Genomic DNA, 13937 nt, shown 5'->3' with positions numbered 1-13937 from the left:
GCTGGGGAGCCCATGAACACGCGCAATCGCAGAATCCTGGCAGGCGTTGGCCTTGCCGTCTTGGCCGCCGGCGGCTATCTGGTGCATACGCTGATGGCGGCACAGGCGCAGGGGGTGTTGGCCCAGGAGCCGATGAACGTTCAGGTGCAGACGCCGCCAGCGTTCATCATGGCGGTAGACGACTCCAACTCGATGACCTTTGAGCGCATGTTTCCAGGGGGCGATGGGCGTCTGATCTTCAACTCGTCAACGGGCAGCTTCTTCAACAATGATGGCAGCTTCTACAGTGTTGGCCGTGATTGCACGAGCAGCTCGGTCGATTGCTATCTTTATCTGTATCCACATTCCGATTACAACGAACGCTATTCGTACGGCCGTGCGATTCCGCCGTTGGACATCTTCGGGTTCGCACGTTCGCACGTCTACAATGCGAGCTATTACAACCCTGCTGTCACCTATAAGCCATGGATAAAGGCTGACGGGACCCGCTGGGCCGACGCAGTCCTTGACAAGGTGCGCGTTGACCCTCGCACCGGATTTGCGGGCAATCTTCAGTTGTACAACATGCTGGCGACCCGTGAGTCGAGTTCAGAGGGTTTCCAGTTCGTTGACGGAATGCGGATTCCGAATCTCGCCGGCACCGGTAACGAGTATTACCGGAGCGGCAGCTGGCGTACGGCTGCGCGGGATATCAGCTCCGCGGTTCAGTATGGTGTGAAGTACTTCCCGGCGACGTTCTATCTTCCAGAGAATGCGCCCGCTCCCTATGGCTACAAGAGCGACGATGCCAATCGCCCGGTGATCGCAGGTGCTTGTGGTCCAAGGTGCAATCTTCGTCGTTACCAGATCAAGAGCGAAAACTACAATATCGACGGGGCGTACGGTCTGGCGATCCAGAACTTCGCCAACTGGTTCCAGTATCACCGCAATCGCACGCTCGCCATCATCGGTGCATCGACGGAGGCTCTGTATGGCGTCGACAACATGCGCGTGGGCTACTTCACGATCAATGTCCTGAAAGACGTGAAGATGCATGATCTGGTGACCAATCGAAGCGATCTGTACGAGCAGATATACGGCCTGAAGCCGATCAGCGGCACGCCCAACCGTCGCGCGGTGGAGTACCTGGCAGAACAGTTCCGACGTACTGATGATGGCGCGCCGGTGATGCGGGCGTGCCAGCGCAATGGTGGCATGTTGTTTACTGACGGCTACACCAACTCCGGTAATGTGCCGAATGGAACGTTTGGCAATGCCGATGGGGTCAATACCACCGATCTTCCCAGCGTTCCATTCGCGGATGGTTACAGCAATACCATGGCGGACATCACGGCCGCCTATTATTCCGGTAGCAAGACCCCGCTGCGTTCGGGTACCGGATTCGCAAAGGGCCAGGTGCCAGTGGATGAGCGCTGCGCGTCACTGGACAAGAGCAGTGCAGACTGGAAGCGGCTGGATTGCCAGACTGACCTGCATATGAACTTCTACGGCGTGACCCTGGGTGCGCAAGGGCGCATCTATGGTGTCAATCCCGCTGCGACTGCGGACCCTTTCAAGAATCCTCCTGATTGGAACAGCAATCCAGATCCTGCAAAGGTTGACGATGGCACGGTTGTCGACGAAATCTGGCACGCCGCGCTGAACAGCCGCGGTGAGTTCATCAATGCGCAGACGCCCAATGACGTGACGGTTGCAATGCGCCGGGTGCTGGAATCAATCACCGCCGGCAAGTCACCGTCTGGAACACTGGGCATGACCGGCGCCCGCATTGGTGCAGGCTCGCTGTCGGTAACGCCCAGCTACGACATCCGCAATGGTGCGACCGACTGGTCGAGCAAGCTCAAGGCTTCGACCGTCAGGATCACTGGTGAACAGGTCGCTGTGTTCAGTGAGGCCTGGGAGGCGTCCGCCAAGCTGTCCTCGAGTGGTCGTCGCATTGTCGCCAACAAGGCGGGCACCGTCGTCGACTTTGGGGTGGGTACGATCAGCCTGACCGACTTGTGCAGCAAGCCGGATGGCAAGTACGCCACGATGTTGGTGTGCAGCCAGGATAAGTTGAAGGACATTGATGCTGACCTGAGCACGGCCATCCGCTATCTGAAGGCGGATGCATCGATGGAAAAGCGCAACGGTGGCAAGTACCGTGACCGCGCGACACCGCTGGGTGACATCGTCACATCGGCACCCGTGGTGAGTTCGCCGATTGACGACTATGGCTATCGCCAGCTTGGTGGAAGCTATGCGGTCAGCTACGCCAAGTATCTCGATACCAAGGCGAAGGGCCGTCGCTACATGGTGTACGTGGGCGCGAACGACGGCATGTTGCATGCCTTCGACGGTGGTATGGGTGCCTCGGGTGAGATGGACAGCAGCGGTGGCACCGAGAGCTTCGCCTATATTCCCGCAACTGCGCTGGGGCACATGGCAAACCTGTTGTTCCCCTTCAAGCCGGACAGCAAGGACCAGACCTTCCGTCATCGCTATTACGTCGATGGACCGATCACGGTCTCCGACATTTTGAATGGAAGCACGTGGCAGACGGCGTTGGTCGGCACCGCCGGTGCGGGCGGTCGCTCAGTGTTCGGATTGGATGTGAGTGCTCCGGGTTCCTTTGGCACCGGCGAAGTGTTGTGGGAAATCAATGACATCAATGCGTCGTTGCCCGAGAACGTGCGCAACAACATCGGGTTTGTGCTGGGCAAGCCAGTAATCGTTCCTGTAAAGGAAGGCAACGGCATTGCCTGGAAGGCGATCTTCGGCAACGGCTACAACAGTTTCAGTCGCAAGGCGGTGCTGTTCGTGGTCGACATGGCCACTGGCAGTGCACGGATGATCGAGGCGGCTGAAGGAACTGCTGCAAACGGTATCAGTGGTGACAATGGCCTGGGCAACGTTGTGGTGGTGGATCGTTGGCGAGGCGATAACCAGAACGTGCGTGGCCGGGATGGGCTGGCGGACACCGTCTATGCAGCCGACCAGCGAGGTGCGGTCTGGAAGTTCGATCTGACCGACGGCAAGGACACCGCGTTGTCGACTCCCGTGTTTACCACCCAGGTCAGCCAGGATGCGGGCGGGCGCAATTATCGCCAGCCCATCACCGGCGGCATGACGGCAGCGACCGGGCCGTCTGGTGGCGTGATGCTGTACTTCGGTACGGGCAGCTTCTCGTTCTACTCGGACAAGGACGACAAGACACAGCAGGCGCTGTATGCGGTCAACGACCTTGCTGGAAAGAACGTTGCGACGACGGTGACGGCTTCCAATCTCGTCCCCTACACGGCCGCCACACCAGCAACCGGCGCGGAGGCGCGCAAGATCGTTGCAGGTACTGCGCCTGCCAATGCGCGTGGCTGGATGGTCAGTCTTCCCACAACCAATGGAGAGCGGTTCGTCGGCAACCCATTGCTCGTCAGCGGCATCATGTTCCTGCCTACGTATGTCCCCAATCTGGAATCCGTGGGTTGCTCGACGAGTGGTTCGAACTGGCTGTTTGGTCTCTCGTCGCTGACCGGCGCGGCCGCGCTGGAGAATGTCCGGGCCGGATCGCCCAAGGGTGAAAAGCCAGCAGCGGGCACGGCAGGTATTCTGCTGAAGAGCGAGGGCACTGCCCCGATCAGGGACGTATCGCTGTCAGTGTTGCCGCGTCTTGGCACCGGCAAGGAGGGCCCGCCTGGGGGCAGCTCGTGCTGGATGGTGGTGGGCGCCGCCGGCAGCCAATCGCTGTATCTGCCCTATCCCTGCGGTCGCCAGTCCTGGCGCCAGCTGCAATGATTCCGATGCAAGGAACCCATCACATGTTTGCTGTCTCCTCGCCTCGTCGTGCGGCCGGCTTCACGCTGATCGAGCTGATGATCGTGGTGATCGTCATCGGCATCCTGGCGGCAATCGCGATTCCCTCCTATCAGAGCTACGTGCGGCGATCGCATCGAGCAGTTGTAAAGGCGGACATGGCCGAGTATGCGCAGCGTGCCGAGCGCTACCACTCAAGCAACAATTCCTATTCCGGGTTTGCGCTGCCCAGCAAGGTCTCGCCACGCGAAGGTGGTACGGCCCGCTACAACCTGGCGTACAAGGGGGACGGCACAACCTTCACGATCACCGCCACGCCGCAGGGCACGCAGACCAAGGACAGCTGCGGCAAGCTGAGCCTGGACCAGGCCAACCGCAAGACAGCCGAAGCGGCCCTTTCGGACTGTTGGTAAATCAGGTGTTGATCTTCCGGTAAACGGTCAGTACAATGCGCCTCCCCGCCCGAATAGCTCAGCCGGTTAGAGCACTTGACTGTTAATCAGGGGGTCGTTGGTTCGAGTCCAACTTCGGGCGCCAGATACTGCAAAAGCCGCGAGAAATCGCGGCTTTTGTTTTTCTTGCGTGGATGTTCAGCAGGGCATGTTGCGGTCCGTGCGTTCACTGCGTGTGCGCCCGCCATTGTTGACAATCAGCTTGCCATGCAGACGGCTGCCGGCGCAGATGCGCAGGGTCAGATTGGCACCAGGGCTCCGCCCATCGGCCTGGAAAAACAGTTGCGGGCGGCCACTGCTCGCCTGGACCAGGATCAGGACGTCGGAACGCCCGCGCTGGTGTGTCAATACCATGTCGGATGATGACGGCGATCCTCGGCGGGTGCCGCTCCGGTAGACGATCCAGCCGATGCTCCAGTCGCTGATGCAGTGCAGTCCATCGTCGCTGGCGCACACGCCGATCAGCTCGCGCCGCCTCAGGGCTTCGCTGCGAGCACTGGAAAGACCCGCATGCAGGCTCAACTGCAGGGCATCGGCGCGCTGCCGCAACAGCAGGGACTGCAGGGAGGGCCAGCCGGCCGCCAGTAGCACGGCCATCACTGCCACGACCGCCAACAGTTCGACCAGATGCATGCCTCGCGGTGCGGTAGGGCTGGGGAAGGGGAGGTGGCGCATGGGTCCAGCCTCCCTTGTCCAGCTAGGCGCCACCATCAGCCAACGCCGCGCTCACCTGCCCGAAAACCCCTCAGCGGGCCGTCACTCCATGCCCCGTATACTCACTACTCCCGGGAACTGGCACCACCATGAGCGACCGTTTTGAACTCGTCTCGCCGTATTCGCCGGCGGGCGACCAGCCTGATGCCATCGCGAAGCTGACCAGCAACTTCGAAGCGGGCATCGCCAAGCAGACCCTGCTGGGCGTCACCGGCTCGGGCAAGACCTACACCATCGCCAACGTCATCCAGAACGTGCAGAAGCCGACGCTGATCATGGCGCCGAACAAAACGCTGGCGGCGCAGCTGTATGGCGAGTTCAAGGCGTTCTTCCCGCACAACGCGGTGGAGTACTTCGTCAGCTACTACGACTACTACCAGCCGGAAGCCTACGTACCGTCGTCGGATACCTTCATCGAGAAGGACAGTTCGATCAACGAGCACATCGAGCAGATGCGGCTGGCGGCGACCAAGACCCTGTTGTCGCGCCCGGACGCGATCGTGGTGGCGACGGTGTCGGCAATCTATGGCCTGGGCGCGCCGGAAGACTACCTGTCGCTGCGCCTGATCCTTTCCAAGGGCGAGCGCATCGACCAGCGCGACCTGATCAACCACCTCACCCAGCTGCAGTACACGCGCAACGAATACGAGCTGCAGCGCGGTACCTTCCGCGTGCGTGGTGAAGTCATCGACGTGTTCCCGGCCGAGTCGGATAGCGAGGCGCTGCGCCTGGAGCTGTTTGATGGCGAGGTCGAGAAGATCACGTTGTTCGATCCGCTCACCGGCGAGACGCTGCGCAACATGCAGCGCTTCACGGTCTACCCGAAGACCCACTATGCGACCACGCGCGAGCGTGTGCTGGCGGCGATCGAGACGATCAAGGTCGAGCTGAAGGAGCGCCTGGAGCAGCTGTACGCGCAGAACAAGCTGGTGGAGGCGCAGCGCCTGGCGCAGCGCACCCAGTTCGATCTGGAAATGATGGCCGAGGTCGGCTACTGCAACGGCATCGAGAACTACTCCCGGCACCTGACCGGCAAGAACGCCGGCGAACCGCCGCCGACATTGTTCGACTACCTGCCGGCCGACGCGCTGCTGGTGATCGACGAATCGCACGTGACCATTCCGCAGATCGGCGCCATGTTCAAGGGCGACCGTTCGCGCAAGGAGACGCTGGTCGAGTTCGGGTTCCGGCTGCCCTCGGCGCTGGACAACCGGCCGCTGCGCTTCGAGGAGTGGGAAGAGCGCTGCCCGCGCAGCATCTATGTGTCGGCCACGCCAGGCCCCTATGAGTACCGCGAGGCCGGTGACGAGATCACTGAACTGGTCGTACGCCCCACCGGCCTGATCGACCCGGTGGTGGAGATCCGCCCGGTGGGCACCCAGGTTGACGACCTGATGAGCGAGGCCAACGCGCGCATCAAGGCCGGTGACCGGGTGCTGGTCACGACGCTGACCAAGCGCATGGCCGAGAATCTCACCGAGTACCTGACCGAGCACGGCATCCGCGTGCGCTACCTGCACTCGGACGTGGACACGGTCGAGCGCGTGGAGATCATCCGCGACCTGCGCCTGGGCAAGTTCGATGTGCTGGTGGGCATCAACCTGCTGCGCGAGGGCCTGGACATGCCCGAGGTGTCCCTGGTGGCGATCCTGGATGCCGACAAGGAGGGCTTCCTGCGCTCGACCGGCTCGCTGATCCAGACCATCGGCCGTGCCGCCCGCAACGTGCGTGGCAAGGCGATCCTGTATGCGGACAAGATCACCCGTTCGATGCAGGCGGCGATCGACGAGACCGACCGCCGTCGCGCCAAGCAGGTCGAGTACAACGAGCAGCACGGCATCGTGCCGCGCTCGGTGGCGCGTCCGATCACCGACGTGCTGGAAGGCGCGCGCTCCGATGCGGCCGAGAAGGAAGCAAAGAAGGGCAAGGGCAAGGGCAGGCCCGGCGTTGCCGAGGAGGGGAGTGACTATCGATCGCTCAGCCCGGCCCAGCTGGCATCCCGTCTCAAGGCGCTGGAGCAGCAGATGTACCAGCACGCCAAGGACCTGGAATTCGAGGATGCAGCCCGCGTGCGTGACCAGATCCGGCAGCTGAAGGAAGCGAGTCTGGGCTGAACGCGGCAGTGCAGCATCTTCTTCACAAAAGTGTTGCGCTTCACGGCCGGCATCCGTAATATACGCGGCCTGCACCGACGCAATCGCGGACGTTCAGAAGCAAAAACGGGCGGTTAGCTCAGCGGTAGAGCACTACCTTGACATGGTAGGGGTCACAGGTTCGAACCCTGTACCGCCCACCACGAAGTCTCTGGAAGGGGGCTGTCGTGAACTGCAAAGCCCGGCCCTGGCGCCGGGTTTTTACGTAGCAAGGCCAGCTTTCGGGCGGCAAGAACAAGATGGGCGGTTAGCTCAGCGGTAGAGCACTACCTTGACATGGTAGGGGTCACAGGTTCGAACCCTGTACCGCCCACCACCTGGCTCCCGGCATTGCCGGTGCAGCGGTGGATCACGACGGAAGCCGGCCTTGTGCCGGCTTTTCTCGTTTCAGGCATCGATCACGGTTCCACATGGTCAGCGTTGCACGACCAGGTCTTCGACGCTGATCATCCGCTGCAGCTTCCAGTGACCGTCCACGCGCTCCCAGAGCTGGGCGACGCGAACCGTCGCACCACGCGTGGGCTGGGCAACGCCGGGTTCGTGTTGCAGGGGCTGGTTGGCCAGCCTCAGGACCCGGTCCTGGCGCAGCCGGTAAAGCAGCAGGGAGGGCGAACCGCAATCCTGTCGTGCGACGTCCGGCTGCTGGGTTTCGGCACGCAGGATCTGGCTGCGAAGGGCCTCTTCAGTGGGCCCGTTGCCAGCGCCGAACAGGCTGGAGAGCAGCAGCATCAGGGCAAGCATCGGCATGGCACGGTGCTCCAGCGGGAAAGTGCACGCAGGCTGGCATGACATGTGGGGTGCTGCAGCCGGCCTGCGACGAAGGCCGGAATTGAACCGCCAAAGACGGCCGGGGGGCGATGAATCCGGGCCGTGCAGGCGTAGACTCCGGTCTACCGCGCAATCGCGCCGTCACTGCAAGGAGCTGCCGCATGAGTGATCACGTTCCGGTTTCCCGGCCCAATCCCATCATCGAACTGCTGTTCGGCGGCAACATGCTGGAGGGTACCTTCAAGGCGGTGATCTGGGTGGCCCTGCTGGCGGCAGTGCTGGCGTGGACCACGTTCCGCTGAGTCTTCCCGCTGCCTGCGGCAGCGGCGGCGTCGCAGGCCTGCGCTCAGGCGCTGAAGGCCTGGCGCAGGCTGCGCAGCGTGGCCTGGCGATGTTCCTTTGCGGTCGCTTCGCCCATCTCCAGTTCCTGCAGGCGCAATCCCACCAGCGTCATCGACAACGCGTAGCCGCGTGCCGCATCGGCAGCACGCGAAAGGCCCAGTGCGCGGCGCGTCAGCGCGTTCACGTGTTCCAGGTCGGGCAGCAGTCCCAGGTAGACGCGCTCGGCGCTGTCCAGGTCGGGGGCACGCAGGATCGCGTGCGCTTCAGCAGCAGGGGAGACGGAGGCCATGGGGGGGTCCTTGTCCGTTGCGGGCGCTCGATCAGAACGAGCGCATCAGGGAAACGAAGGCCGACGTCTGCGTACCGCGACGGGCCATCGGGCTGTCCTTTACTGCATCGCCGAACCACTGGTTGGCGACGACGCCGGTCGCGCGCCACTTCGTGCCCAAGGGCGTGCTGACTGCGATCTGCAGGCTCGGTGATGTCGCGCTGCCCGGGTTGTAGGCGGCAAGTCCCGAGCGCAGCGCTTCTTCGTCGGTGATGCCGTAGTAGTAGTCGAGCAGGCGCGCACTGGAGTGCACCACGCCGACCTTGGGCACCCAGGTGAAGCGACCGGCCTGGATCGGATAGCTGTAGTGCAGGCGCGACTCCATGCCACCTCCGTGCCCGGTGACCTCGCGCATCACGCTGGCCTCGACGATGCCCCAGTCGGCGCTGTACTCACCGTTGATGCCGGCCATGGCCGACATCTGCCGGCTGTGCAGGCGACGCAGCTGCGGATCGTTCACGTCGTCGGTCTTGAAGCGCAGCGTGTAGGGCGTGACTGCCGCCGACAGGCGCAGGCCTTCGCGCTTGTACAGGTACATGCCCAGTGAGCCCGGGCTGGCGAAGAAGCGCTCGCCCTGCCAGGCAATGGACGGTACGACCAGCGGCTTGACGTCGTAGTGGGCGTAGGCCCCTGAGGTCGCGCCGGCACTGATACCGGCCTGCACCCCCGGGTTCCGGTCGGCGGCGTGGGTGATCAACGGCAGGCCGATGGCAGCGGAGAACAGCAACGGGCGCAGCAGGGTCGGGGACAGCGACGGCATCGATCAACCACTTTGCGGGGGATGGCTGTGCATGGTGCGGGTACAACATTGTCAGAACATTGCGCCCTCGCAACTGGCATACGAAGACGCCCAAACCTGGCGCCAGGCACTATGATCGGCACCGTTTCCGGTAGCCGAGCCCCTGATGCGCATTCTCCTGGTCGAAGACGATCCCGATCTGTCCCGAGCCCTGCAGTCGGGCCTGGAGCGGCAGGGCGTGGTCGCCGACGTGGTCGGCAGCCTGGCCGAAGCCGCGGTTGCGCTGCGCGAGCCGGTGCATCAGCTGATGCTGCTGGACCGTCAGCTGCCCGATGGCGATGGCGTGGCTTTCGTCGCCACCGCACGCGCGCTGCGCCCGAACCTGGCGGTGATCATGCTGACGGCCAAGGGCAGGTTGTCGGACAAGGTCGAGGGCCTGGATGTCGGTGCCGACGACTACCTGGTGAAGCCGGTGGCGATCGAGGAGCTGATGGCGCGGATCCGTGCTGTCTCGCGGCGGCCCTCTGCGATGGTGACACCGAGCCTGCATCTGGGCCGGCTGGAATTCGACTTCGAATCGCTGCAGGCACAGGTGGAGGGCCAACCGCTGGCGCTGCCGCGGCGCCAGGTGCTGGTGCTGCAGGCACTGGCGATGCGCCGGGGGCGCACGGTCACCCGCACGGCACTGGAGGCCGCCGTGTACGGCTTCGACGATGAGATCCAGTCCAATGCGCTCGATGCGCACATTTCCAAGCTGCGCAAGGCGCTGCAGCAGGCCGGGGCGGGCGTTGAAATCCATGTGATCCGGGGCGTCGGCTACCTGCTGGCGGAGGCCTGAGATGGCGCGTCCGACACGTCCGATCCGTTCCATCACGCTGGGGTTGGCCTGGCGGTTGTTCCTGGCGCAGGCCTTCACCGTGCTGTTCGCCGTTGTTGCGCTGATCCTGACCTGGGGCGACAAGGACACCTGGGGCATGGACATGTTCATGGCCGAAGCCGTGGCCAAGGCCGTGCACAGTGAAGGCGGGCGGTTGGTGCTGGACCAGGCGCGCTGGAACAAGCTCGACGCCGAGGCCGGGGGCAACCTCTGGTTCGCGGCGGTCGACGACAAGGGTGTCTGGCTGGAACGCGGCACGATTCCGGCGATCCACGCCCCGCTGCTCGCGCGCCTGCCGACGCTGGGTGCCACCGAACTCGGCTCGCTGGTGCCGCCGTACCTGGACGTGGCGCGGGTCATGATCCGCAAGGAGGACGGGCGGCGCATCACGGTGATGGTGGGTGGGGCGCCGAAGGGCGGGTTGCTGGACGGTGCGCTGATGGTGCTGCGCCTGATCGGGCTGTGGTTTTTCCTGCCGCTGATCGTGATCACGCTGCTGGTCATGCCGACCGTGATCCACCGCGCGATGCGCGGCGTGCGCCGCTCCGCACAACAGGCCAAGGAGCTGGATATCGGCCAGCCGGGGGCGCGTCTGGATGCGCAGCTGGTGTCGACCGAGGTCGCACCGCTGGTGGAAGCCTTCAACGACGCGATCGACAAGGTGCAGCAGGGGTATGCCGCGCGTGACAAGTTCCTCGCCGATGCCGCGCACGAACTGCGGGTGCCGATTGCAGTAGTGCAGGCGCGCCTGTCGCAGTTGCCGCAGGGCGAGTTGAAGTCGCAGCTGTTGACCGATGTTGCCCGCCTCGGCAACGTCGCCGAGCATCTGCTCGACCTGCAGCGACTTGATCGTAATGTCGGCGCACTGCAGCGGCTGGATCTGGCGTTGCTGGTGCGCGAAGCGGCCGCCGATCTGGCGCCGCTGGTGGTGGGGGCCGGTTACGGCTTCGAAGTGGATGCACCCGAGATGCCAGTGTGGATCCATGGCGACAGCCTGGCGCTGGGGCGGGTGATCGCCAACCTGGTGCACAACGCCATCGTCCACGGCGGCGGACGCGGCACCATCTGCGTGCGCCTGGATGCACGTGGCCTGCTGGAGGTCAGCGACCAGGGCGCCGGTATTCCGGTGGGCGACCGTGAAGCGATCTTCGAGCCGTTCCATCGTCTGCGCGCAGCGGGTAGCGGTAGTGGCCTGGGCCTGCATCTGGTGAAGGAAATCGTGCAGCATCACGGCGGTTCGGTCAGTGTCGGCGAAGCTGCCGGCGGTGGTGCCAGCTTCCGGGTCAACTTCCATCGCGGCACCGTCCGGCGCTGACAGCCACGCGGGGAAATCCCCGATAGGCAACCTGCTACGTCCCTCGGCAGGCTGCTGGAATGGTTCCCGAACGTTCTGCTCCGGCACTGTTTGGCCCCGGCTGCGCCGCCGGCCTGGTGCTGGGCGCGCTGGCCTGCGTGCAGATGCCGGCACTGCTGCCGTTGTGGCTGAGCGCGCCGATGGCCGTTGCCGGCGTCGCGGGCTGGCTGCTGCGCTGGCGCGGCCGCGCGTGGGCTGCAGTCCTGCTCGGCCTGGCATGGGCAACAGTGCACGGGCAGTGGGCCCTGCACGGCCAGCTTCCACCCGGTGCGCCGCCGCAGGATGTGCAGGTGCGGGGGCGGGTGGCCGATCTTCCACAGAGAGGGCCCGGCTACACGCGTTTCGTGCTGCACGTGGATGAGACCGATGCGCCGCCAGTGCTGCGTGGAAAGCGCCTGCAGGTCACCTGGAACGACCCGTGGCGCGGATCGCCAGCGCACCAGGCGGAGGGCGGGCGCCACGCGGTTCGTGCGGGATCACATTGGCAGTTGTCGTTGCGCGTGCGCGCGCCACGCTCGCGGATCAATCCTGGCGGCTTCGACGGCGAACGCCATGCATTGCTGCGCGGTATTTCCGGCAATGGCACGGTGCGCGACCCCGGCGCTGCGCGTGAGCGCGCGCCTGCACAGGGCCTGCCGGCCTGGCGCGAGCGCAGCAGTGACGCCATCGCAACGCAGGTGGCACATCCTGCCGCGCGGTTCGTGCAGGCGCTGGCACTGGGCGACACGCGCGGCCTGTCCGATGCCGACTGGGAGCACCTGCGCGCGCTGGGCCTGACCCATCTGGTCGCCATTTCCGGTTTCCACGTTGGCGTGGTGGCTGGCTTTGGCGTACTGCTGTGTCGCGTGTCGTGGTGGCTGTGCCCGGTGCTGGGACGGTTCTGGCCTCGGCCGCAGGCGGCGGCATGGGGCGCGGCGCTGGCCGCAGCCGTCTATGCCGTGGCCGCCGGCGGCGCGCTTCCAACAGTGCGTGCGGCGCTGATGATCGGGCTGGTGGCACTGGCCCGTGCCGGGCGTCGCCCGGTGGGTGCGGGGCAGGGACTGGCCCTGGCCGCGATGGTGATGCTGCTGCCGGCGCCGCTGTCGGTGCTGTCGGCCGGCTTCTGGCTCAGCTTCGGGGGCGTGCTGTGGCTGCTGTGGTGCCTGCCACGAACCGGGCCGGACGGCGTCGGTGGGGGCCTGCGCGGCTTTCTGGCCGCCCAGGGCGTGGCCAGCCTCGGCCTGTTGCCGCTGTGCGTGGCCCTGTTCGGCGGCACCGCGCGCTTGGGGCCGCTGGTCAATCTGCCGATCATTCCGTGGTGGACCCTGCTGGTGGTGCCGTTGTCGCTGCTGGGTACCGGCCTGCACGCGTTGCATGATGGCGCCGGGCGCTGGGCATGGCGCGCCGCCGCCTGGCTGTTCGAGCTCAGCTGGCAGGCCCTGCAGCCACTGGCGCTGCACCCGCAGGCGATGTGGTGGCTGGCCGAGGCACCGCGCTGGGCGGTGCCGGCGGCATTGGCGGGGGTGTTCTGGTGGCTGCTGCCACGCGGCGCTGGCGGTGGCCTGGCAGGCCTGCTGCTGTGCCTGCCGCTGCTGTGGCCCGCCCGGCATGCACCGGCTGAAGGCGAACTGGAGCTGCTGGTGCACGACGTAGGGCAGGGCACCGCGGTGCTGGTGCGTACGGCGCGGCACGCGCTCTGGTACGACGTGGGGCCGCCGACCGGCGGCGACGGCAACGAACGCATTCTGGTCCCGGCCCTGCGCGCGCTCGGACAGGGGCCGCCCCAGCAGGCGATGCTCAGCCATGACCATCTTGATCACACCGGCAGCCTGCCGAGCCTGCGAAGGCAGCTGCCCGGGCTGCAGCTGCTGGCGCCACCGGGCAGCACCATCGCCGGCGCTGCGCCCTGCCAGCAAGGGATGCAGTGGCAGTGGGACGGAGTTGATTTCCAGGTCCTGCACCCGGCACCGGGCAGCCGCCAGGCCGAGAACGAGGACAGCTGCGTGCTGCGCGTCGCCAGCCGTCACGGCGTGGTCCTGCTGCCTGGCGATATCGGCCGCCCGGCCGAGCAGGTGCTGCTGCAGGCGTTTCCGGCAGCACTGAAGGCGGATGTGGTGCTGGTGCCGCACCATGGCAGTGGCGGCAGCTCCAGCGCGCCGTGGGTGGCCGCCGTGGCGCCACGGCTGGCGGTGGTCTCGGCCGGGCACCGCAACCGCTTCGGGCACCCCCGCCAGGACGTGGTCCAGCGCTGGCAGGCGCAAGGGGCGGAAGTGCTGACCACGGCTGATTCCGGGGCGATCCGCATATGGCTTGGCGCACAAGGGCTGCAGCTGCGTGAACAGCGCATCCACGCATCCCGGTGGTGGGATGCCGCTGGGCGGGCGCGGTCGGCTGCTATCCTATCGCCGATCGAACAAGCGGCCGTTGGGCCGGAGGGTTGAA

Annotated in this window: 11 protein-coding genes and 3 tRNA genes; 10 read left to right on the top strand and 4 right to left on the bottom strand. The window is 65.2% G+C overall.

Going from position 1 to position 13937, the window contains the following annotated elements; genetic code table 11:
- The first annotated feature begins 12 nt into the window (after positions 1 to 12).
- From ACX9OT_RS10905 to ACX9OT_RS10895, 3 genes are all read left to right on the top strand, one after another.
- A complete protein-coding gene (locus ACX9OT_RS10905; RefSeq protein WP_459002048.1) occupies positions 13 to 3771 on the top strand; it encodes a pilus assembly protein in 3759 nt (1252 codons plus the stop codon).
- 23 nt (positions 3772 to 3794) lie between these two features.
- On the top strand, positions 3795 to 4202 hold the full coding sequence (locus ACX9OT_RS10900) for a type IV pilin protein (RefSeq protein ID WP_032128894.1): 408 nt from the start codon (positions 3795 to 3797) through the stop codon (positions 4200 to 4202).
- A 47-nt stretch (positions 4203 to 4249) separates the two neighbouring features.
- Positions 4250 to 4326, top strand: a tRNA-Asn gene (locus ACX9OT_RS10895).
- A gap of 53 nt (positions 4327 to 4379) precedes the next feature.
- Here ACX9OT_RS10895 and ACX9OT_RS10890 read toward each other — a convergent pair.
- Positions 4380 to 4874 carry a GspH/FimT family pseudopilin gene (locus ACX9OT_RS10890; protein ID WP_459002046.1) on the bottom strand — a complete coding sequence of 165 codons (495 nt, stop codon included), beginning with the start codon at positions 4872 to 4874 and terminating at the stop codon, positions 4380 to 4382.
- 170 nt (positions 4875 to 5044) lie between these two features.
- Here ACX9OT_RS10890 and uvrB point away from each other — a divergent pair, with 170 nt between their 5' ends.
- The 3 genes from uvrB (at position 5045) to ACX9OT_RS10875 (ending at position 7424) form a co-directional block, all read left to right on the top strand.
- On the top strand, positions 5045 to 7069 hold the full coding sequence (gene uvrB / locus ACX9OT_RS10885; protein ID WP_032128896.1) for an excinuclease ABC subunit UvrB: 2025 nt from the start codon (positions 5045 to 5047) through the stop codon (positions 7067 to 7069).
- 107 nt (positions 7070 to 7176) lie between these two features.
- Positions 7177 to 7251 (top strand) — tRNA-Val (locus tag ACX9OT_RS10880).
- A 98-nt stretch (positions 7252 to 7349) separates the two neighbouring features.
- Positions 7350 to 7424: transfer RNA gene (locus tag ACX9OT_RS10875), tRNA-Val, on the top strand.
- A 98-nt stretch (positions 7425 to 7522) separates the two neighbouring features.
- Here ACX9OT_RS10875 and ACX9OT_RS10870 read toward each other — a convergent pair.
- Positions 7523 to 7855, bottom strand: a complete 333-nt coding sequence (locus ACX9OT_RS10870) for a hypothetical protein (protein ID WP_459002043.1) — start codon at positions 7853 to 7855, stop codon at positions 7523 to 7525.
- A 182-nt stretch (positions 7856 to 8037) separates the two neighbouring features.
- On the opposite strand from ACX9OT_RS10870, the gene ACX9OT_RS10865 reads away from it, so the two are divergent.
- Positions 8038 to 8178 carry a hypothetical protein gene (locus tag ACX9OT_RS10865; RefSeq protein ID WP_165929929.1) on the top strand — a complete coding sequence of 47 codons (141 nt, stop codon included), beginning with the start codon at positions 8038 to 8040 and terminating at the stop codon, positions 8176 to 8178.
- A 44-nt stretch (positions 8179 to 8222) separates the two neighbouring features.
- On the opposite strand, the gene ACX9OT_RS10860 is transcribed toward ACX9OT_RS10865, so the two are convergent.
- Both ACX9OT_RS10860 and ACX9OT_RS10855 read right to left on the bottom strand, forming a co-directional pair.
- Complete coding sequence (locus ACX9OT_RS10860) at positions 8223 to 8507, bottom strand: hypothetical protein (protein ID WP_032128898.1); 285 nt, start codon at positions 8505 to 8507, stop codon at positions 8223 to 8225.
- Positions 8508 to 8538: 31 nt separating this feature from the next.
- Complete coding sequence (locus tag ACX9OT_RS10855; RefSeq protein ID WP_049412592.1) at positions 8539 to 9306, bottom strand: MipA/OmpV family protein; 768 nt, start codon at positions 9304 to 9306, stop codon at positions 8539 to 8541.
- 145 nt (positions 9307 to 9451) lie between these two features.
- On the opposite strand from ACX9OT_RS10855, the gene ACX9OT_RS10850 reads away from it, so the two are divergent.
- The 3 genes from ACX9OT_RS10850 to ACX9OT_RS10840 are packed head-to-tail and all read left to right on the top strand — an operon-like array spanning position 9452 to position 13936.
- Positions 9452 to 10123 carry a response regulator transcription factor gene (locus tag ACX9OT_RS10850; protein WP_459002040.1) on the top strand — a complete coding sequence of 224 codons (672 nt, stop codon included), beginning with the start codon at positions 9452 to 9454 and terminating at the stop codon, positions 10121 to 10123.
- A gap of 1 nt (position 10124) precedes the next feature.
- Positions 10125 to 11477, top strand: a complete 1353-nt coding sequence (locus ACX9OT_RS10845; RefSeq protein ID WP_049399928.1) for a sensor histidine kinase — start codon at positions 10125 to 10127, stop codon at positions 11475 to 11477.
- 59 nt (positions 11478 to 11536) lie between these two features.
- A complete protein-coding gene (locus ACX9OT_RS10840; protein WP_459002038.1) occupies positions 11537 to 13936 on the top strand; it encodes a DNA internalization-related competence protein ComEC/Rec2 in 2400 nt (799 codons plus the stop codon).
- Position 13937: the final 1 nt, after the last annotated feature.

This window comes from Stenotrophomonas genospecies 3, assembly GCF_054473855.1.
The sequence above is the reverse complement of the archived record's forward strand: the minus strand, read 5'-3'. Positions and strand labels throughout refer to the sequence as shown.

Bases quoted from the DNA above. Each gene is read 5' to 3' on its own strand.
- ACX9OT_RS10865 (WP_165929929.1), top strand. From the start codon at position 8,038: ATGAGTGATCACGTTCCGGTTTCCCGGCCCAATCCCATCATCGAACTG.
- ACX9OT_RS10850 (WP_459002040.1), top strand. From the start codon at position 9,452: ATGCGCATTCTCCTGGTCGAAGACGATCCCGATCTGTCCCGAGCCCTG.
- ACX9OT_RS10870 (WP_459002043.1), bottom strand. From the start codon at position 7,855: ATGCCGATGCTTGCCCTGATGCTGCTGCTCTCCAGCCTGTTCGGCGCT.
- ACX9OT_RS10840 (WP_459002038.1), top strand. From the start codon at position 11,537: ATGGTTCCCGAACGTTCTGCTCCGGCACTGTTTGGCCCCGGCTGCGCC.
- ACX9OT_RS10860 (WP_032128898.1), bottom strand. From the start codon at position 8,507: ATGGCCTCCGTCTCCCCTGCTGCTGAAGCGCACGCGATCCTGCGTGCC.
- ACX9OT_RS10855 (WP_049412592.1), bottom strand. From the start codon at position 9,306: ATGCCGTCGCTGTCCCCGACCCTGCTGCGCCCGTTGCTGTTCTCCGCT.
- uvrB (WP_032128896.1), top strand. From the start codon at position 5,045: ATGAGCGACCGTTTTGAACTCGTCTCGCCGTATTCGCCGGCGGGCGAC.
- ACX9OT_RS10890 (WP_459002046.1), bottom strand. From the start codon at position 4,874: ATGCATCTGGTCGAACTGTTGGCGGTCGTGGCAGTGATGGCCGTGCTA.
- ACX9OT_RS10900 (WP_032128894.1), top strand. From the start codon at position 3,795: ATGTTTGCTGTCTCCTCGCCTCGTCGTGCGGCCGGCTTCACGCTGATC.
- ACX9OT_RS10905 (WP_459002048.1), top strand. From the start codon at position 13: ATGAACACGCGCAATCGCAGAATCCTGGCAGGCGTTGGCCTTGCCGTC.
- ACX9OT_RS10845 (WP_049399928.1), top strand. From the start codon at position 10,125: ATGGCGCGTCCGACACGTCCGATCCGTTCCATCACGCTGGGGTTGGCC.